At 58.1% G+C, this 19,622-nt stretch carries 16 protein-coding genes; 11 read left to right on the top strand and 5 right to left on the bottom strand.

The features are described from left to right. Positions 1-36 precede the first annotated feature (36 nt). Together BM352_RS15580 and BM352_RS15575 are read left to right on the top strand one after the other, a co-directional pair. Positions 37-2,037: an acetyl-CoA carboxylase biotin carboxylase subunit gene (locus BM352_RS15580; RefSeq protein WP_090218672.1), complete on the top strand. Its 2,001-nt coding sequence runs from the start codon at positions 37-39 to the stop codon at positions 2,035-2,037. 6 nt (positions 2,038-2,043) lie between these two features. Further along, entirely contained in the window at positions 2,044-2,622 is a 579-nt protein-coding gene (locus BM352_RS15575; RefSeq protein ID WP_090218670.1) for a hypothetical protein, read from the top strand. 119 nt (positions 2,623-2,741) lie between these two features. On the opposite strand, the gene BM352_RS15570 is transcribed toward BM352_RS15575, so the two are convergent. After that, on the bottom strand, positions 2,742-3,218 hold the full coding sequence (locus tag BM352_RS15570) for a DUF4174 domain-containing protein (protein WP_090218668.1): 477 nt from the start codon (positions 3,216-3,218) through the stop codon (positions 2,742-2,744). Between the two features lie 91 nt (positions 3,219-3,309). Between BM352_RS15570 and BM352_RS15565 the strand changes: the two genes are divergently transcribed. From BM352_RS15565 to BM352_RS15535, 6 genes are all read left to right on the top strand, one after another. After that, positions 3,310-4,335: a hypothetical protein gene (locus tag BM352_RS15565; RefSeq protein WP_175500707.1), complete on the top strand. Its 1,026-nt coding sequence runs from the start codon at positions 3,310-3,312 to the stop codon at positions 4,333-4,335. Further along, positions 4,298-6,430, top strand: a complete 2,133-nt coding sequence (scpA, locus tag BM352_RS15560) for a methylmalonyl-CoA mutase (protein WP_090218665.1) — start codon at positions 4,298-4,300, stop codon at positions 6,428-6,430. Before BM352_RS15565 ends, scpA begins: the two co-directional genes overlap by 38 nt. Beyond that, positions 6,430-6,945: an MAPEG family protein gene (locus BM352_RS15555; protein WP_090218663.1), complete on the top strand. Its 516-nt coding sequence runs from the start codon at positions 6,430-6,432 to the stop codon at positions 6,943-6,945. The genes scpA and BM352_RS15555 overlap by 1 nt, the downstream gene beginning before the upstream one ends. Before the next feature lie 515 nt (positions 6,946-7,460). Beyond that, positions 7,461-8,540, top strand: a complete 1,080-nt coding sequence (locus BM352_RS15545; protein WP_090218659.1) for an AI-2E family transporter — start codon at positions 7,461-7,463, stop codon at positions 8,538-8,540. 4 nt (positions 8,541-8,544) lie between these two features. After that, positions 8,545-9,216, top strand: a complete 672-nt coding sequence (locus tag BM352_RS15540; protein ID WP_090218656.1) for a P-loop NTPase family protein — start codon at positions 8,545-8,547, stop codon at positions 9,214-9,216. Positions 9,217-9,297: 81 nt separating this feature from the next. Further along, complete coding sequence (locus tag BM352_RS15535; RefSeq protein WP_090218654.1) at positions 9,298-11,472, top strand: RNA degradosome polyphosphate kinase; 2,175 nt, start codon at positions 9,298-9,300, stop codon at positions 11,470-11,472. Here BM352_RS15535 and BM352_RS15530 read toward each other — a convergent pair. Next, positions 11,469-12,512, bottom strand: coding sequence for a YeeE/YedE family protein (locus BM352_RS15530; protein WP_090218652.1), 1,044 nt, complete (start codon positions 12,510-12,512; stop codon positions 11,469-11,471). The genes BM352_RS15535 and BM352_RS15530 overlap by 4 nt on opposite strands. 325 nt (positions 12,513-12,837) lie before the next feature. On the opposite strand from BM352_RS15530, the gene BM352_RS15525 reads away from it, so the two are divergent. From BM352_RS15525 to BM352_RS15515, 3 genes are all read left to right on the top strand, one after another. Beyond that, positions 12,838-14,361, top strand: a complete 1,524-nt coding sequence (locus BM352_RS15525; RefSeq protein ID WP_090218649.1) for a Ppx/GppA family phosphatase — start codon at positions 12,838-12,840, stop codon at positions 14,359-14,361. Positions 14,362-14,468: 107 nt separating this feature from the next. Beyond that, on the top strand, positions 14,469-15,806 hold the full coding sequence (gene proS / locus BM352_RS15520; protein WP_090218647.1) for a proline--tRNA ligase: 1,338 nt from the start codon (positions 14,469-14,471) through the stop codon (positions 15,804-15,806). Next, a complete protein-coding gene (locus BM352_RS15515) occupies positions 15,806-16,414 on the top strand; it encodes a GDSL-type esterase/lipase family protein (RefSeq protein WP_090218645.1) in 609 nt (202 codons plus the stop codon). Before proS ends, BM352_RS15515 begins: the two co-directional genes overlap by 1 nt. A 32-nt stretch (positions 16,415-16,446) precedes the next feature. Here the strand turns inward: BM352_RS15515 and BM352_RS15510 are convergent, their stop codons facing one another. From BM352_RS15510 to BM352_RS15500, 3 genes are all read right to left on the bottom strand, one after another. Then, on the bottom strand, positions 16,447-17,292 hold the full coding sequence (locus BM352_RS15510; protein WP_090218643.1) for a HalD/BesD family halogenase: 846 nt from the start codon (positions 17,290-17,292) through the stop codon (positions 16,447-16,449). Positions 17,293-17,465: 173 nt separating this feature from the next. Next, positions 17,466-19,019 (bottom strand): alanine/glycine:cation symporter family protein, encoded by a 1,554-nt coding sequence (locus BM352_RS15505; protein ID WP_090218641.1) that lies wholly within the window; start codon positions 19,017-19,019, stop codon positions 17,466-17,468. Positions 19,020-19,029: 10 nt separating this feature from the next. Beyond that, the gene (locus tag BM352_RS15500) at positions 19,030-19,467 is read right to left on the bottom strand and encodes a universal stress protein (protein WP_090218639.1); all 438 of its coding nucleotides are present in this window, start codon (positions 19,465-19,467) and stop codon (positions 19,030-19,032) included. Positions 19,468-19,622: the final 155 nt, after the last annotated feature.

Raw genomic sequence — 19,622 nt, 5'->3', positions numbered from 1 at the left:
CCAGTCAATCGGCTGGGCAAGAGGGGACCTGACCTAATGTTCAAGAAAATCCTGATCGCCAACCGCGGCGAAATCGCCTGCCGCGTTATCAAGACCGCACGTAAAATGGGCATTAAAACGGTGGCCATTTATTCGGACGCCGATGCGCAGGCACTTCATGTGCAGATGGCGGATGAGGCGGTCCATATCGGCCCTGCGCCAGCGAACCAGTCCTACATTGTGATCGACAAGGTCATGGCCGCGATCAAGGAAACCGGCGCCGAGGCGGTGCACCCCGGCTACGGTTTCTTGTCTGAGAACTCCAAATTTGCCGAAGCACTGGAGGCAGCTGGCGTCGCCTTTATCGGGCCACCTGTCGGCGCGATCGAGAAGATGGGGGACAAGATCACCTCCAAAAAAATCGCCCAAGAGGCAAAGGTGTCTACGGTGCCGGGCCATATGGGCCTGATCGAGGACGCGGACGAAGCCGTGAAGATCTCCAAACAGATCGGGTATCCGGTGATGATCAAAGCCTCCGCTGGGGGTGGCGGCAAAGGGATGCGCATCGCTTGGAACGACGAAGACGCCCGCGAGGGGTTCCAGTCTTCCAAGAACGAGGCCGCCAACAGCTTTGGCGACGACCGGATTTTCATCGAGAAGTTCGTGACCCAGCCACGCCACATTGAAATTCAGGTTCTGGCAGACAGCCACGGCAACTGCATCTATCTGGGGGAGCGTGAATGCTCCATTCAGCGCCGCAACCAGAAGGTAATTGAAGAGGCCCCGTCGCCTTTCCTTGACGAAGCCACCCGCAAAGCCATGGGAGAGCAGTCCTGCGCCTTGGCGCAAGCCGTGGGCTACAGCTCTGCTGGTACGGTGGAGTTTATCGTTGATGGGGAGCGCAATTTCTACTTCCTCGAGATGAACACCCGCCTGCAGGTGGAACACCCTGTGACCGAGTTGATCACAGGTGTCGATCTTGTCGAACAAATGATCCGCGTCGCTTACGGCGAAAAGCTGGCCTTGACCCAGAAGGACGTCAAGTTGAACGGCTGGGCGATGGAAAGCCGTCTATACGCAGAAGACCCGTATCGCGGCTTCTTGCCCTCGATTGGCCGCCTGACCCGCTACCGCCCTCCTGCAGAAAAGCACACGGACAAGCGTGCCGTGCGTAACGACACGGGCGTCTACGAGGGCGGCGAGATTTCGATGTATTATGACCCGATGATCGCCAAGCTTTGCTCTTGGGGGCCAACCCGCGGCGACGCCATCGAGCATATGCGTGTTGCTTTGGACAGCTTCGAGGTGGAGGGCATTGGCCACAACCTGCCTTTCTGTGCCGCTGTGATGGACCACCCGAAATTTGTGTCAGGCGACATCACCACCGCCTTTATCGAGGAAGAATACCCTGAAGGGTTCGAGGGCGTTGCCCTGCCCAAAGACACTTTGGCACGTATCGCATCCTCGGCTGCCGCAATGCACCGCGTTGCCGAGATTCGTCGCGCTCGCATTTCGGGCACGATGGACAACCACCGCCGCAAGGTGGGCAAGGACTGGGTCGTCACGCTGCAAGGCGAGAGCTTCGAGCTGAAGATCAAAGCTGACAAGAAAGGCGCCACCGTGACCCACGCGGACGGCACCAAGCACCGTGTGACCTCCAAATGGACACCGGGCGACAGCCTTGCAAAGTTGAAGGTCAATGGCGACAAGTTGGTGCTGAAGGTTGACAAGATTTCAGGCGGCTTCCGTATGCGCCACCGTGGTGCAGACCTGAAGGTCCATGTGCGCACGCCGCGTCAGGCGGAACTGGCGTCTTTGATGTTGGAGAAACTGCCGCCCGATACGTCCAAGCTGTTGCTCTGCCCGATGCCGGGCCTGATCGTCAAAGTCGATGTCGCAGTCGGAGACGAGGTTCAAGAAGGCCAAGCGCTTTGTACCGTCGAGGCGATGAAAATGGAAAACATCCTGCGTGCCGAGCGTAAGGGCAAGGTCTCCAAAATCAACGCCAATGCCGGTGACAACCTCGCAGTGGACGACGTCATCATGGAGTTCGAATAACCCGCGATGGCCATGCTCGCCGACATCATCGACCCACGCGTCCAGCAGGCGATTGTCGGCGGGTTCTTCGTGGCGGTGGGCTGGGTCTATAACGGCTACCGCAACCGAAAGCGGGAGCGGCGACGGCGGCTCGAAAAGATGCAGGACGTCCAGACCGCTCTGATTGCCGAGATTGACCATTACGTCGTCACGCTCAAACAGTTCGATCTGGCCGCAACCTGGAGCCGGATCGTCACCGCGATGGAAGAGGATGACAGCTACATCCCTGTGGTGCCAAGCGAGCGCAATGACACGGTGTTCAGCGCGCTCATCGCGGAGATTCACGTGTTGCCGGAGCCGGTTATCCAGCCTGTCGTGGGCTACTACAATCAGGTGTTTGCGGTGGACGCGATCATCGACGACCTGCGGTCAGAACTGTTTCGCGAAATGGACCAGGTGCAACGTATCGGCATGTACACCGATTACATCGCGTTAAAGCAGGAAGCACTTGCACGTGGAAGATCTGCCCTGCGCGCGTTGCGCGAAAGCACGGGCCGAGGGTCCGTTTCTAGTAGCCGGGGCGTGGTCCCGTCTGACCAGTCATAGGGGGAGGAGATTTTGGCGTCTTTGACATATCACTCACCTCTGGGCTTAGCGGTCGGGCGGAATGCCCTTCCTGCACTTAATATAGGTAGCTTCGCGTTAAGACGCAATGAAGCACGCCGTCAATCGTTCAATTCTGCGTCTTGTGCGGCCCGCATTTCTTTGAGTTCCTGTAGCCGCAGCGGCATCTTGTCGATGGCGCGCGTGATCTCTCGGATGTCCCACGGGGACGGCTTGCGCAATTCGACCTCTCCGTCCTTACCGATCAGCACCATCATGAACCCACGCGGGCGCAGTTTGGTGCGAATATCGGACGGGGTTTTGGGATCCGTATCTACCAAAATCACGACCTCACGGTCGATCAGGGCCTGCGGGCGCGCCTCCAACAGCTCGATTTGGCGCTTGAAGCGCGGATCGGCGGGGGTGTCTGCAAAGACCACGACGGGCCGTTTCAGCCAAAGAAAATCGCTCAAATTCGCTTCAACTGCATCATATGGCCCGATCGCAGTGGGGTCTTCCAATGCCCCTTCCGGCAGCCCTTCAGCTACGGCCTGCAAAGAAAAAAATGTAGAAAAAACAAATAAGATAGCGTGTTTCATTGAAGCTCCTTCTGCCTCTAATATAGGGGGCATTCGCGGGAATGGAATGGTCAGCTTGGCGGCAATTGCGCCAACACGGCCTGTTAAGCGCTTGGTCAGCCTTTCGGCACACAAAGATCGCTCTAGCCAGTCGCATTGGGCGGCGGGTGTCATGGGGGCGAACATCGTGGAAATTTGCCTGCATCTAGGGGCGCACCGAACCGGCTCGACAGGTTTGCAACTGTTGCTTTGCAGCCAACGCCCCGCTTTGAGGCGTGCCAGCATCACATACTGGGGACCGGAACGCACGCGTGGTGGCCTGCTGGCAGGGTTGGTCAAGAACCCGCAGCATTTGACGGCGTCTGACATCAGTTTGGGCAAACGCTCCTGCGGGCGGCTTCGGATGGAGCTTTCACGTTTGGAGCAGGGTGGAGCGCAAGCCGCAATCCTGAGCGAGGAAAATCTGATTGGCACGATGGCGCAAAATCTGGAATCGGTGCGTCTTTACGCCCAAGTCGCGGATCGCCTGACACGCGTCGCTCCGGCCTTCGATAGGCGTGCCTTACGCATCAGCCTTGCGATCCGTGCCTATGATTTGCACTGGGCATCGCAACTGGCCTTTCGGGTGAAAGCAGGGGCGGTTTTGCCAACGATTGCGGATTTGGACCGTCTGGTGACGCAACCGCGACGCTGGCGCGATGTGATCGCGGATATCGGTGCGGTTTTTCCAGATGCTGAACTTGTGGTTTGGCCCTTCGAAGGCTGGGTCGCCAACCCCGTGCCTTTGATCCATGCCCTTATCGGGCGCCCTGTGATGCTTGGTCCTATGGGAAAGCCACACAAAGCAAACGCCTCCGCCCCCGCGGCGGAGCTTGCGGAAATTGCAGCCGAACGCGGCGATCTGGATGGGGCCTTGCGGCTCGCCTCCGCCGGGCTTGGCGCACGATACATGCCTTTTAACGCCGATCAGGCGTGGAAGCTTCAAGAAGATTACCGCGCGGATATCGCCTGGCTCGAAGCCGGTGCAGATGCCCGCGTGACCTACCTCAACCCGACCGAAGGCACATTCGGCGGGGCAGACATGACAGAAGGAAGCCACCATGACGGACAAGAAAGAAGCGTGGGAAACGCGCGCTGAAAAAGAACTGCGCGGCCGCCCGCTAGAAGATCTGACTTGGGACAGCCCGGAAGGCATCGCGATTCAGCCGGTTTATACCGAAGAGGATGCGACAGATCTGGAGCATATGGGCTCCATGCCGGGCGAGGGCCCGTTTACCCGTGGCCCACGCTCGACAATGTATACAGGTCGTCCTTGGACCATCCGCCAGTATGCAGGCTTCTCAACCGCCGAGGAATCCAACGCGTTCTACCGCAAGGCGCTTGATGCAGGTCAGCAGGGCGTCTCGGTCGCGTTCGATCTGGCAACGCACCGTGGATATGACAGCGACCACGAGCGTGTGGTGGGTGACGTTGGCAAGGCCGGTGTGGCCATCGACAGCGTTGAGGACATGAAGATTCTGTTTGATGGCATCCCGCTGGATAAGGTCTCCGTCTCGATGACGATGAACGGCGCGGTGATCCCCGTGCTGGCATCCTTCATTGTGGCTGGGGAAGAGCAGGGCCATGACCGTGCGGTCCTGTCTGGCACGATCCAGAACGACATCCTCAAAGAATTCATGGTGCGCAACACCTACATCTACCCGCCGGAGCCCTCGATGAGGATCGTGTCCGACATCATCGCCTACACCGCGTCCGATATGCCGAAGTTCAACTCGATCTCGATTTCCGGCTACCACATGCAAGAAGCCGGCGCGAACTTGGTCCAAGAGCTGGCATTCACGCTAGCGGATGGGCGCGAATATGTGCGTGCGGCGATTGCAAACGGGATGGACGTCGATGCGTTCGCAGGCCGGTTAAGCTTCTTCTTTGCCATCGGCATGAATTTCTTCATGGAAGCCGCGAAACTGCGCGCGGCCCGGTTCCTGTGGCACAAGATCATGAGTGAGTTTAACCCCAAGAAAGAAGGCTCTTTGATGCTGCGGACGCATTGCCAGACCTCCGGCGTGTCGTTGCAGGAGCAGGACCCCTACAACAACATCGTGCGCACGGCTTATGAGGCCATGTCTGCGGTGCTGGGCGGCACACAATCGCTGCATACCAACTCGTTTGACGAGGCCATTGCGTTGCCCACAGCGTTCTCGTCGCGCATCGCACGCAACACCCAGCTGATTTTACAGAACGAAACCAAGGTCACCAAGGTCGTCGACCCGTTGGCAGGGTCTTACTATGTCGAGAAGCTTACCGCTGATCTGGCGGACGAGGCGTGGAAGATCATCGAAGAGATCGAAGAGATGGGCGGCATGACCAAAGCTGTGGCCACTGGCATGCCTAAATTACGCATCGAGGAAGCAGCCGCTTTGCGCCAGGCACAGGTTGACCGTGGAGAGGAAGTGATCGTCGGCGTCAACAAGTTCCGTTTGGACAAGGAAGACCCGATCGACATTCTCGATGTGGACAATGTCGCCGTCCGATTGAGCCAGATCGAGCGGCTCGACAAGATCAAAGCCACCCGCGACCAAGCCGCGTGCGATGCGGCTTTGGCAGCTCTTGAAGGCGCGGCCAAGTCTGGGGATGGCAATTTGCTGGCCCTGGCAGTGGATGCCGCGCGGGCCCGCGCAACAGTTGGAGAGATTAGCATGGCAATGGAAAAAGCATTCGGTCGCCACCGCGCAGAGGTGAAGACCTTGGCGGGCGTCTATGGCGCAGCTTACGAGGGTGATGCAGATTTCGCCGCGATCCAGAAAGACGTGGAGAACTTCGCAGAAGAAGAGGGCCGTCGCCCGCGTATGCTGGTGGTAAAGATGGGCCAAGATGGTCATGACCGCGGCGCAAAGGTGATTGCCACCGCCTTCGCAGATATCGGCTTTGATGTGGATGTCGGCCCGCTGTTTCAAACACCGGAAGAGGCAGCCCAAGACGCCGTCGATAACGATGTGCATGTGATCGGCATCAGCTCGCAAGCGGCAGGCCACAAAACCTTGGCGCCGAAACTGGTGGAGGCGTTGAAAGCCGCCGGGGCAGGCGACATCCTTGTGATCTGCGGCGGGGTGATCCCGCAGCAGGATTACGACTTCCTCTACAACGCAGGCGTGAAAGCGATCTTTGGCCCCGGGACCAATATTCCGGAAGCGGCAAAAGACATCCTTGCCCTGATCCGCAAGGCACGTAAGTGATGGGAAAGCGTGCGCTCATCCTTCTTGGGATGGGCGCGGGTGCGATCTGGGCGCTGGCGGCGATCCCGTTGGCGCGCATGGCGTCATGGCAGGTTAACATGCCATTAACCGAAGCTCTGCCCTTCGCGCTTTTGCCGGGCGGTGTCATGTTGCTTTTGATGATTGGCCGTCTTGCGCAACGACGCTTCTTTGACGATAGGATCATCGACGGCGATGCCTATCCCGTAGGTTCCGCCGCCGAGATTGATCAGCGCGTCCTGCGGAATTCTGTTGAGCAATTGATGCTTTGCCTTCTGCTTTGGCCCTTTATCGGGACAGTTCTTGGGGCAGGGCCAATCTTGCTGCTTGGCGCGTCCTTCGGGGCGACGCGTCTGCTGTTTTGGTTGGGCTATCACCTGTCGCCCCCACTGCGCGGCTTCGGCTTTGCTGCTGGCTTTTACCCAACAATCACGTTCTTGGTGTTCGCGCTCATCATAGCGATTGAGGACGGGCGCTTTGCTGTCGTGATGCCTTGAAGGCGGACTTAAAGCGGCTATTTGGCCAGAAGGGGCAGTGTTGGCATCAAGACCATCAACGACGCAGGCGCGCTGGGTCTTGAGCTTGCCTGCCAGCATCTCGCGCTTCAATTGCTGCCCCTTGGGAAGAAGTAGATCGCCATGATCCCGTCCTTGCCCCAATGGATCAGCGCCTTTGACAGCCCCTCATCGTTCAAAGTCCGCGACAGATTGGCATTCAGAAAGCTGTCATAGGCTGGGCTAAGTCAGGAATGCGCGACCAAGTGTGCGGCGACAGCAGGCAACGTCAACAAGATGGCCCGGATGCGTCGTGCTTGAAGACCCTGTCAAGCGCGTGGGCGAGGCTTATGAGCGTCCCCTTGTCCTTACCAATGTGAATGACTTGCGCTTCAAGCCGGGGCGGGAATTCGTCAAAGAATTGCAAGGCTCTGGGGCAGGTTTTTCGCTTCAGAACCGCGCAAGCCTTGAAACCGGACCCGCCATAGGTCACATCTGGTCGAGAAAGAGGGATGCTCATGGCGCTACCAGTCCGAGAACAGGCAAAATATTGGGGCATCGCGACGGCGGTGTTCTTAGTTGCGCTTTGGTATCTTGGCGATGTGATGCTGCCGTTCATCGTGGGCGGTGCGATCGCTTACGGGCTTGACCCTATGGCGGACCGGTTGGAACGTATGGGCGCCAGTCGCGTGGTTGCCACCACAATCATCAGCCTTATTGCGCTCTTCGTATTCATCCTTCTGGCCGTGCTCATCGTGCCGATGATTGTCAGTCAGGCCGCAGGATTGTTCGAAAGCGCGCCGGATTTGTTTGCGCGGCTGCGCGACTTCCTGTCCGAGCGGTTTCCTGATCTGGGCGATGCGAATTCCACACTGCGCCAGTCGCTTGCGTCCATTGGTGCGACCATTCAGGAACGCGGTGGGGCGTTCGCCAAAAGCGTGTTCTCCTCGGCCTTGGGCGTTATCAACGCGGTGGTGTTCATCGTCGTGGTGCCCGTCGTGGCGTTTTACATGCTGCTCGACTGGGACAACCTGATTGCCAAGATCGACACGCTTTTGCCGCGGGACCATGCCCCACAGGTTCGCAAGATCGCGGCGGATATCGACAAAACACTCGCTAGCTTCGTGCGCGGGCAATTGACTGTCTGCACAATTTTGGGCGTCTTTTACGCCGTTGGCCTCATGCTCGTGGGGCTGCAATTTGGTCTCGTTGTCGGGTTCATCGCGGGCCTGATCTCGTTTATCCCCTACATCGGCGCCGTGATCGGCGGTGTATTGGCCGTTGGCTTGGCGCTGTTCCAGTTCTGGGGGGAGCCTGCAATGATCGGCGCTGTGGCTGCTGTTTTCGTGGCGGGTCAATTTCTTGAAGGTAATGTGCTCACACCGAAACTCGTGGGCGAAAGCGTGGGGCTGCATCCGGTCTGGCTGATGTTCTCACTATCCGTATTCGGCACGCTCTTTGGTTTTGTCGGGATGCTGGTCGCCGTTCCTGTCGCTGCCGCCTTGGGCGTGGTGGCACGCTTCGGTGCGGAGCAGTATCGCACAAGCCGGCTCTATAAGGGGCTGGACAACGACGAGACGCCGGAAGGCACTGAATAGCCCCATGCCCGAGCAACTGGCCTTTTCATTGCCCGCGAAAGAAGCGCTGGGCCGCGACGATTATTTTGTGTCCGGCGCAAACGCGCTGGCGGTTGCCGCTGTCGAAAGCTGGGCTGATTGGCCGTTGAACAAGATGGTCCTGATCGGGCCGCCCGGATCGGGGAAAACCCACCTTGCAATGGTCTGGGCACATGAGGCCGGCGCGCGCGTCGTTGGGGCTGATGCGCTTGATGACCCGATGGCGCTGGCCCAAGGCCCTTTGGTGGTCGAAGACCTGCATCTGATCGTGGGCGATCGTGCCAAGGAGACCCAAGCCTTCCATCTGCACAATCTTATGCAGGAGGGGGGGCATCCGCTCTTGATCACATCAGCCATTGCGCCTGCGCGCTTGGATTTCGCCGTCGCAGATCTCAAAAGCCGTATGGAAGGGACATCCCTTGCCACACTCGAAGCGCTGGACGACGCGCTTCTGATGGCCTTGGTGATGAAAATGTTCTCTGACCGTCAAATCGCTCTGAAGCCTGATCTGCTCAGCTACATCCTGCCACGGCTGCCGCGCAGTTTTGACGCGGTGCGCAGCTTTGTGGAAGCCATAGACGCTCGTGCCTTGTCCGAGAAACGCCCCATCGGCAAAGGTCTGGCCCGTGATGTTTTGGCCGAGATTGTCGACCTTTAGCCGCGTGCTCACTGGACAGCGCCGCGCATTATCCTCACATTCGTCATCGTGACGTTACATTCTCAAATCAAGACGCTTCCTATGAGTGGTGCCGACTTTCTGACCGCCGATTACCCCGAACCTGTCGAGATCGCCGATCTGGATACGCAGGGGCCAAGCCGGTTTTTCAACCGCGAGCTGAGCTGGCTCGCGTTCAATTGGCGTGTGCTGGACGAGGCTCAGAACCCTCGGGTGCCGTTGATGGAACGCGTACGCTTTCTTGCAATTTCTTCCACCAACCTTGACGAGTTCTACACCGTGCGTGTGGCAGGACTTCGCGAATTGGCAAATGCGGGCAATCGCACGCCGTCCTCGGACGGGCGCACGCCCGAAGAGCAATTGGTGCTGATCGACGAAAACGCCCGCGCGCTGATCACAAAGCAGGACGTAGTTTGGGAAGCCCTGAAGGACGAGATGGAGGCCAGCGGCATTTGGCTGCTTGAAGCAGACGATCTGACTGATCCGGACCGCAAGTTTCTTGATCGCTATTTTATGTCGAACGTCTTCCCTGTGCTTTCGCCTCTTGCAATCGACCCGGCGCACCCGTTCCCGTTCATTCCGAATGAAGGCTTTTCCCTAGCGTTGCAGATGGAGCGGCCCGCCGACGGCCGCACGTTGCAAGCGCTTTTGCCGATCCCTGCGCAGATTGATCGGTTCATTTCTATGCCCTGCGAGCCGGGCGAGATGCGCTTCTTGCCGATGGAGCAGTTGCTGATGTTGAAAATCAGCGAGATGTTTCCGGGATACGTGCCGACCGGCCATTGCGCCTTCCGGCTGCTGCGCGACAGCGATCTTGAGGTTGAAGAAGAGGCCGAAGATCTTGTGCGCGAATTCGAGGTTGCCCTGAAACGCCGCCGTCGCGGCGAGGTGGTGCGCCTCAAGATGAGCGCCAACGCGCCGACAAAGCTGCGCAATCTGGTGATGAAGTCGCTGGAAGTTACAGAAAATGACGTGGTGGAAATCTCAGGCATGATCGGCTTGTCCGATCTTGGGGAACTGGTGTCCGCCGCACCGCCGGACCTGCTTTGGACACCCTTCAGCCCGCGTGTGCCAGAACGGGTGCAGGACAATGACGGCGACATGTTCGCAGCCATTACCCAGAAAGATATGCTGCTGCATCATCCTTACGAAAGCTTCGACATGGTCATCCGCTTTCTGGCGCAAGCCGCGCGGGATCCGAATGTGGTGGCGATCAAGCAGACGCTGTATCGGACCTCAAACGAAAGCCCCATCGTGGACGCGCTGTGCGAAGCGGCAGAGAACGGCAAGTCTGTCACTGCGCTTGTGGAGCTGAAAGCCCGCTTTGACGAGGCCGCGAATATTCGCCAGTCGCGTAAGTTGGAACGCTCCGGCGCGCATGTGGTTTACGGGTTCATCAACTATAAGACCCATGCCAAAATTAGCACTGTGGTGCGCCGCGAAGGCGACACGCTTGTGACCTACACCCACTACGGGACCGGCAACTATCACCCGATTACAGCCCGCATTTACACTGACCTGAGCCTGTTCACCTGCGACGCGTCCCTGGGCCGCGACGCGACCAAAGTGTTCAATTATATCGGCGGCTACGCCCAGCCAGAGCATCTTGAGAACCTGTATCTATCTCCGACAGGCATGAAGCAAAAGCTCATCAAGATGATCGACAAAGAGGCGGAATATGCCGCCGAGGGCAAACCGGCCGAAATTTGGGCCAAGATGAATGCTGTGGTTGAGGCTGACGTCATTGACGCGCTTTATCGGGCGTCACAGGCAGGGGTGAAGATCAGCCTCGTCGTGCGCGGTATCTGCGCCGTGCGGCCCGGTATCAAAGGCTTAAGCGAAAATATCCGCGTGAAGTCGATTGTGGGCCGCTTTCTGGAGCATTCTCGCATCGTTTGTTTTGGCAATGGCCACGGGCTGCCGTCGAAGAAAGCCAAGGTCTACATATCCTCGGCGGACTGGATGGGGCGCAATCTGAACCGCCGCGTTGAGACTTTGGTCGAGATCACCAACAAGACGGTGCAAGCGCAGGTGATGAGCCAGATTATGGCCGCCAACCTTGCTGATACGGCGCAAAGCTGGATCCTGTCGCCTGACGGCTCTTACGTGCGGGCGGATGTTGAAGGGCAGGAAAACCCCTTCAACTGCCACCGCTTCTTTATGGAAAACCCGTCCCTGTCTGGCCGAGGCTCAGCAGGGGCAGGGGACGTGCCGGAATTGACCCACACCAAGGATTAAGCGGGAACGGCCACGGGTGTGGCGGCCAGCGCGCGGCTTGTTGCCCACGCGCCTGCGACCATGCTTGCCAGAGCCAGAAGCGCTGCGACACTCAGGGCCGCAGAGCCACTGAGGCCCGCGCCAACGGTGCAGCCGCCCGCCAAAACGCCGCCGAACCCCATCAACACAGCGCCCAAAGTGTAACGCCCTGTCTGTGCCGCGCTCTCGAAGGACGCGGTTTGCAACTCGCCACGGATCGCGGCGCTCGCGAAGCTGCCGGCCAAGATGCCACCAAGGAAGCCTGTGCCAAAGCCCGCAGGCACGGCCGTAGAGGCAATGATCCAGAACAATGTGTCGGCCCAAGGCAAAGTGAAGGCCGCAGACTGGATCGCCAGAGGGTCGAATTCGTCGAACAGCAGAACGCTCGTGATGGCCCAGCCAAGGACAGGCACCAGCCCGATGACCGCGCCCAGCAAAACATTGCGCCAGGACGGGCGGAAACGGACGACAAGCCACGCTGCAGCCAATACCGCAACCGCACTGCTCAGTGCCGCACCGCCGGAGAGCTCGGTAAAAGACGCGAAAGGCAGATCAATAGTGAAGGAGCTGAGGCCAACCCGAAGCGGCGACAGGACGCCTTTGAGCATCGCGTGGGCCGTGATCGCAAACACAAGCAGCACAGTGGCTGCCCGCAGATTGCCCGTGGCGCTCAGCACGGTCAGGCGCGACACGCAGCCACGCGTCAGCACCATGCCCGCTCCGAATGCGGCACCACCAAGGATAACAGCAAGAACGGCAAGGTCGCTGGATAGGAAGCGGTGCTCTTCGATGGCGATGAAGCCCATGGTGCTGGCGACTTGAAAGGCTACGATGGCTGTGGCAAAGGCCGTGACCCAAACCGCGCCCGCTGCCCCGCGATCCTCACTGTCGACGGCCACCGCACGTCGCAGGCAGAAACGCGAAATCTGGGCCGCGATGCCGAACAGGAGGCCAAGCCCCAGCCCGAACAGCAGTTGCAAAGTGCGGGCCTCAAGCCCCCAATCAAAGGATTCCAGCAGCATGGTTTTTCTCCGAGTAACTCTCGTGCGGGATATCGGTCTAAATTGAGCGGTGTCAAATGTCGCGAAGGGGATAATATTCCTCGAAGTCGCTCTAGTCTTGGAAAGTGTTCCAGCCGGCCAATGTGCGAACAATACTTGTACTGCATTTTATCCGCTTTCTATCGCTTGGTCCCTATTTTGGCTCAGTCCGCTGACTGAGAGGACAGAACACTACTCGACTTGCCCTTGAGGAGTTAAATCCGCGCAGTATGGCCTTTCACATTGACGCCTTGCCGCCCTAACCGCATGGTCAGGGTCAATCCAAGAAGCGTGAGCGAGGCAAGCTTTGGACGGACAACACGATGAAGATGGTCCTTTCGGCCGCCCCTTGTTCAATGACCCCAAGTCAAAGGCGCTGAAGCGGGTGGGGGCGATTGATGTCGGCTCCAACTCAGTGCGGATGGTTGTGTTCGACGGTGCCGCACGCAGTCCCGCGTATTTCTTTAACGAGAAAGTCATGGCCGGGCTGGGCGCAGGTTTATCGGAAACCGGCCATTTGAACCCGGAAGGGCGAGACCGTGCGTTGGCTGCTTTGCGGCGCTTTGCACTTTTAGCGCAGGGGATGGGCGTGTCGCCTATGACTTGCGTTGCAACAGCGGCGGTGCGTGATGCTGCGGACGGGCCAGATTTCCGTGCAGAGGTCGCCCGCGAGACAGGGCTGAACCTATGGGTCGCCGAAGGCGTCGAAGAAGCCCGTTTATCGGCACAAGGAGTATTCCTTGGCTGGCCCGAGGCACAAGGTTTGATGTGCGATATCGGCGGTTCGTCGATGGAGTTGGCAGAGCTTGGAGAAGGGGTCGTCGGGCGGCGTGTGTCGTCGCAGATTGGCCCGCTCAAATTGATGAGCATGAAAGGCGGCATCAAAGCGCGCAAGGCGCTGATAGACGAAACGATTGATGATCTTCGCGCGCAGATCGATGGTGACTATGAAACACTGTTCCTTGTTGGTGGCTCATGGCGGGCCATTGCACGTCTTGACATGGAGCGGCGGGGCTACCCCCTTAAAGTGCTTCACGAATACCGGATGACCGCCAAATCCATTCTGCAAACAGTCAAATGGATCAGCAATTTCTCGGTGGACGAATTGCGGGCAATGACTGGCAACTCCGAGGCGCGGATGCGGCTTGTGCCGATTGCCTCGCAAGTGCTCAAATCACTGATCCAGCGCTTCAAGCCGCAATCCGTGGCTGTGTCCAGTTACGGTATTCGTGAAGGGCTCCTTTACGAGCAGATGCCGTTCGAGCTGAAACGCCGCGACCCGCTTATTGAGGCCTGCCGTTACGACGAAGCGATGAACGCCCGTATTCCCGGTTTCGGCAAGTTTCTGTTTCGCTTTATTGAACCTTTGTTTGAAAAGGCATCTCCCGAACGTATACGATTGGTTAAGGCTGCTTGCCTTTTGCATGACGTGAGCTGGCGTGCGCACCCCGACTACCGCGCGGAGGTGTGTTTCGACAACGCGACCCGCGCCAACCTTGGCGGTCTGGATCATCCGGGGCGCATTTTCCTTGGGACGGCGTTGTTGCACCGCTACAAAAATTCCCGCTCCGGCACTCACTTTCAAGAGCTGTTCGATCTTCTGTCGGAGAAGGAACTCCGTGATGCTGAGGTGTTGGGCAAGGCTATGCGATTTGGTGCGATGTTCTCGGTCCAAAGGCCTGAACTGATGGGGCAGCTGAAGTGGCACCCCAAGAAGCGGTTGCTGAAGCTCAAGCTGCACCCCGATACCAAAGCCTTGTTCGGCGAAGTGGCGCAGGCGCGGTTTGCCTCTTTGGCATCGGCGCTTGAGGCGGAAACGCTCGTCACCTGAGCAGGGACAAATTGCACAAATGTTGAAAATCCCTGCGCCCCAACTTGGCAATGGGCGGGCATTGGCGTAACTCGGATGCAACCACTCATGAGAGAGACCCAGAAGCCATGCGCCTGTCCCGCTATTTCCTCCCCGTCCTGAAAGAAACCCCCGCAGAGGCGCAGATCGTGTCGCACCGCTACATGCTGCGCGCTGGTATGATCAAGCAATCCGCTGCCGGCATCTACTCTTGGCTGCCACTGGGCTACAAAGTGCTGCAAAAGATCGAGAAAATTGTGCATGAAGAGCAGCAGAAAGCGGGCCACCTGCCAATGCTGATGCCGACGATCCAATCTGCGGACCTATGGCGCGAAAGCGGTCGCTACGACGATTACGGCGAAGAGATGCTGCGCATAAAAGACCGCCATGACCGCGACATGCTGTTCACGCCAACCGCCGAGGAATTGATCACCGACATCTTCCGCTCCCATGTGACCAGCTACAAAGATATGCCGTTGACCATGTATCAGATCCAGTGGAAATTCCGCGACGAACGTCGCCCGCGCTTTGGCGTCATGCGGGGCCGCGAATTCTACATGAAGGACGGCTACAACTTTGATTTAACAAAGGAAGACGCGCTGCACGCCTATAACCGCCATCTGGTCAGCTACTTGCGTACTTACGAGCGTATGGGCCTCCAAGCGATCCCGATGCGGGCTGATTCCGGTCCGATTGGTGGTGACGATACACACGAATTCCTGGTGCTGGCAGATACCGGCGAGTCCGAGGTTTTCTACGACAGCGCCGTGACCGACCTGACCTTCGGCGACCGCGACATCGACTACGATAATGTCGAGCAATGTGCGGGCGTCATGGAAGAGTTCACAAACCTCTATGCCCGCACGGACGAGACCCATGACGAAGCATTGTTCAACGCGATCCCGGAAGAGCGCCGCAAGACTGCGCGGGGCATTGAAGTCGGGCAGATTTTCTACTTCGGCACCAAGTATTCCGAGGCGATGAACGCCGTGGTGCAAGGGCCGGACGGCAAGCAGGTTCCTGTGCATATGGGTAGCCACGGCATTGGTGTGTCCCGCCTTCTAGGGGCGATCATCGAGGCTTCGCACGACGACAAGGGCATCATCTGGCCGGAAGGCGTGACGCCGTTCCATGTGGGTATCGTGAACCTCAAGCAGGGCGACGAAGAGGCCGACGGGGCTTGCGAGGCGCTGTACAAGTCGCTCACCGCTTTGGGACTCGAGCCGCTTTATGATGACCGTAATGAGCGGGCAGGCGGCAAGTTTGCCACGATGGACCTGATCGGCCTTCCATGGCGCATTACAGTTGGCCCGCGTGGTTTGAAAAACGGTGTTGTTGAGCTCACCTCGCGCCGCACAGGCGAGAGCGTTGAAGTGTCGCCCGAAGAAGCCGTCAAAAAAGTCGCAGCGATCTACGCGGTTCACTGATGCGCACGGTCCTGGCATATGGCGACAGCCTCACATGGGGTTCGTGTCCTGAGGAGGGCGGGCGTCATGCCAAGGCAGACCGCTGGCCCACGCTGCTGGCGGACTTGACCGGGCTTGATGTCGTCGCAGACGGGCTTCGGGGACGGACCACCGCCTTTGACATGACGGTCAGCCCTGCCGACATGAACGGTGCCGCGATGCTGCCTTCGGTGCTGCATTCGCATGCGCCGCTTGATCTGGTGATCGTGATGCTTGGCACAAATGATGCCTATTGTGGGGTCGACCCCGGAATGGCTGCGCGTGGCATGGCGCGGTTGATCGAGATCGTGCGTCATCATCCTTACCGGACACCGTGCGAGGTACCTCAGGTGATGGTCGTGGCCCCGCCGGTCATCGTGCCAAGTTCGGGCATCACCCAAACCATGATCGACGCCAGTAACGCGTATCGCGGATTGGTTGCTCAGGTGGCTAAGGACAGCGAAGCGGCGTACTTTGACAGCAATAGCGTCGCAGTGTCCTCGCCATTGGATGGCTTCCACCTTGATGTGGAAAACACGCGCGCGATCGGCACGGCATTGGCCCCGTTGGTTACACGATTGTTGGCTTAAACGCCGCTATATTAGCTTCGCAGGGCGGGCGGTCAGTCTATGAAAGCATCCGCGCGGTGCCCCGCCTGCCGCTCCCAATGGATCGGAAGCGTTCGTCCATAGAGTTGTTCCGTGCGTTCCGGGCTACCAACCATTCCCGGCTCTTCCACGTAAGAGAAAATCGCCACATAGCGCGGCCTGTCGCCCCTTAACGGCGCGACGCGATGCAACGAATAGCGACCTCTGAACAACTGGAGGTCACCGGGCTCAAGCTCTAGCGTTGTCACCTTGTCTGACGTTCCGTCCAGCACATGCTTCACTTCATCGAAATTCTCGTCGCCCTCGCGGATGCCCGGCGCATACTCGAATGCGCCACCTGCGTCGGCGTTCTGGATCGCAAGCGTCACGGTGAAATTGTTGGTATCGAAATGCCAAGGAAACCCGTTTCCTTCACTGGCCATATTTACAATCACATCCGCCAAGGGATCGGCATAGCGGTAGAATTTTTCCTCCTGAAGGCAATCCTGAATGAATGCGTCAAACCCGTCAAAATCGTGGACGGATCGCAGTGCCCCGTCTTTTCGGAAATTGTCCGCCGGGATGAATGCGTTGGATCGGTCAAAAAACTGTCGACGGGGGTCATCCGCTGGCAGGGAAGGATCATCTTTAGTGAAATAGGCATTCGTTCGGTTGAAGGACTTGTGCCCGTTCTCTGCGACGCTTTCGGCCTCTGCGGTGAGGGCGGCGATGCCGTCTTGAGTCAGAAATCCCTTCAAGACCGCGCAGCCGTCGCGATCTAGGTTCTCTCGTGCGCTCTTCAAAACCGCGTCACGCTCGGAGCCCTTTTTGTGAATAGGATAACGAGTAAGATTGATAAGGCTTGCTCCAGAATGATCCATATTAACCTCGCTGCTTCTTTCACCGATCTAGGAACATTTTCTGAAGGCGATCTGGCCTAAAAGCGACACGCTTGGCTGTCGGAAAAAGCAGCGACTTTCCCTATCGATTTGACGATATCGTAAACAAAAGGGGCGCCCGAAGGCGCCCCGATAAATGTCATGTCGCTTTGAACCTAGTGCTCGTATTTCTTGATTTCGCCAGATTTGAGGCGTGAGGCGTAGGAGTTCAACTCCGTACGCACCAACTTCATCAGGAAGTAGAGGCAGAAGATGTTGACCACCGCCATGGCGAAGATCGCCGCGTCGGAGAAGTCGATCACTGGCCCAAGGCTTGCGGCCGCGCCGATTACGATGAACACGCAGAAGATCAGCTTGAAAACCAGCTCGGTCGTTTTGCCTTCACCAAACAGGTAGGTCCAAGCCTTCAGGCCATAATAGCTCCAAGAGATCATGGTCGAGAAGGCAAACAAGACCACCGCAATCGCCAGCACATAGGGGAACCAGCTGATGCCCGACGCAAACGCGGCCGAGGTCAACGCGACGCCCGAGTTGCCGTCGACAGTGGCAATCGCAGAGCCTGCTTCGTTGAGCATGTAGTTGCCCGTCGCAGGATCAATGATCAGTTGCTGCGAGATCACGATGACAAGTGCTGTCATAGTGCAGATCACAACTGTATCGATCAGCGGCTCCAGCAAGGAAACAAACCCTTCGGTGATTGGCTCTTTGGTTTTCACCGCCGAGTGCGCAATCGCCGCGGAACCCACGCCCGCCTCGTTCGAGAAGGCGGCCCGTTTGAAACCTTGGATCAGCGCGCCGACCATACCGCCTGCGACACCCAAGCCGGTGAAAGCCCCAGCGAAGATCTGGCCAAAGGCCCAGCCGATTTTGTCATAGTTGACCAGCAAGATGATCAACGCAGCGCCGACATAAAGGATGCCCATGAAGGGAACCACTTTCTCGGTCACAGCGGCGATGGATTTAACACCACCCACGATCACCACGAAGACAACCGCGGCAAATATGATGCCCGTGATCCAGCCGGGGTAGTCGCCGACAATGCCCGAGATTTGGGCATGTGCTTGGTTGGCTTGGAACATGTTCCCGCCGCCCAATGCGCCAAGGATACAGAAGACCGAAAACAGGATGGCCAGAATCTTACCGCCCGGAAGTCCCAGCTCGGTAAAGCCTTTGGAGATGTAATACATCGGGCCACCGGACACGGTGCCGTCTGGATATTCGTTCCGATATTTCACACCCAACGTACACTCAGTGAACTTCGAGGCCATGCCCAGAAGACCCGCGAGGATCATCCAGAACGTCGCCCCGGGACCACCGATGCCGACGGCGACGGCCACACCGGCGATGTTCCCAAGGCCCACTGTGCCAGAAAGCGCGGTTGCCAGCGCTTGGAAGTGGCTGACTTCGCCCGCATCATTCGGATCGGAGTAATCACCCTTTACCAAACCAATGGCGTGGCTGAAAAAGCGGAACTGAACAAATCCGAAATAGATGGTGAAGATCGTGGCAGCGACTACCAGCCACATCACGATCCAAGGAAACGCCGTGCCCGGAAGGGGCGCGAAGATGAAGCTCACGAACGGGCCCGTTGCGGCTGCAAAGGCTGCGTTCACGCGAGCGTCGAGGCTGGCTGCCTCTTGTGCCAGTGCCGGGCCGGCGGTGGCCGCCAGCGCAGCAGCAGAGGCTGCGACTTGGTTGAAACGTGTCATGTCAGCCTCCTTAATTGACGACCGTGACGGGCACACTTGCCTCCATCACGAGATTTGCGGTTGAGCTGCCAAAGATCCGTTTTGACAAGCCGGATTCCGTAGAACGCCCGACAATGATCTGCGTGGCACCAGTTTCCTTGGCGATGTCGTTCAAAGTGTCGGCGACATTGCCGTGCCGCACGCGGCCAGTGGCTGTCAGGCCGCTGTCTGTCAGTGATTTGACTGCGGGCGTCACCACGCGCTCTTGAGCAGTGGAAATCTCTTCTTCGCGCCGCTTGTGACGTTGCGCGTTTTCTTCAGCGGTTTGGAAGGAATAGGGCGACCATTCAATAACATAGACCACAAGCATTTCGCAGGCGCCAATTTGGCCTGCTAGGGTTTTTGCGAACTCAAGCGCGCGCTCCCCCGAGCTGTGACCATCTAGGCCAATTACCAATTTAGTTGACATTCTACTGTCTCCCGTTGCGACCGCCCGTTTATGGTTTGCGCGTTGGCGAGAGATCGATGACTTCAAGTTTGAAGGCCTAAGCGCATGATGGCGGGCGTGATTTTCTTTGATCTCTCACTAAAGAGTGTAGTCGAATTTATTGAAACGCTACGGCA

Origin of the sequence: Litoreibacter janthinus (genome assembly GCF_900111945.1) — a bacterium.
GTDB lineage: Bacteria > Pseudomonadota > Alphaproteobacteria > Rhodobacterales > Rhodobacteraceae > Litoreibacter > Litoreibacter janthinus.
This window is presented reverse-complemented; position numbering and strand designations above follow the sequence as displayed.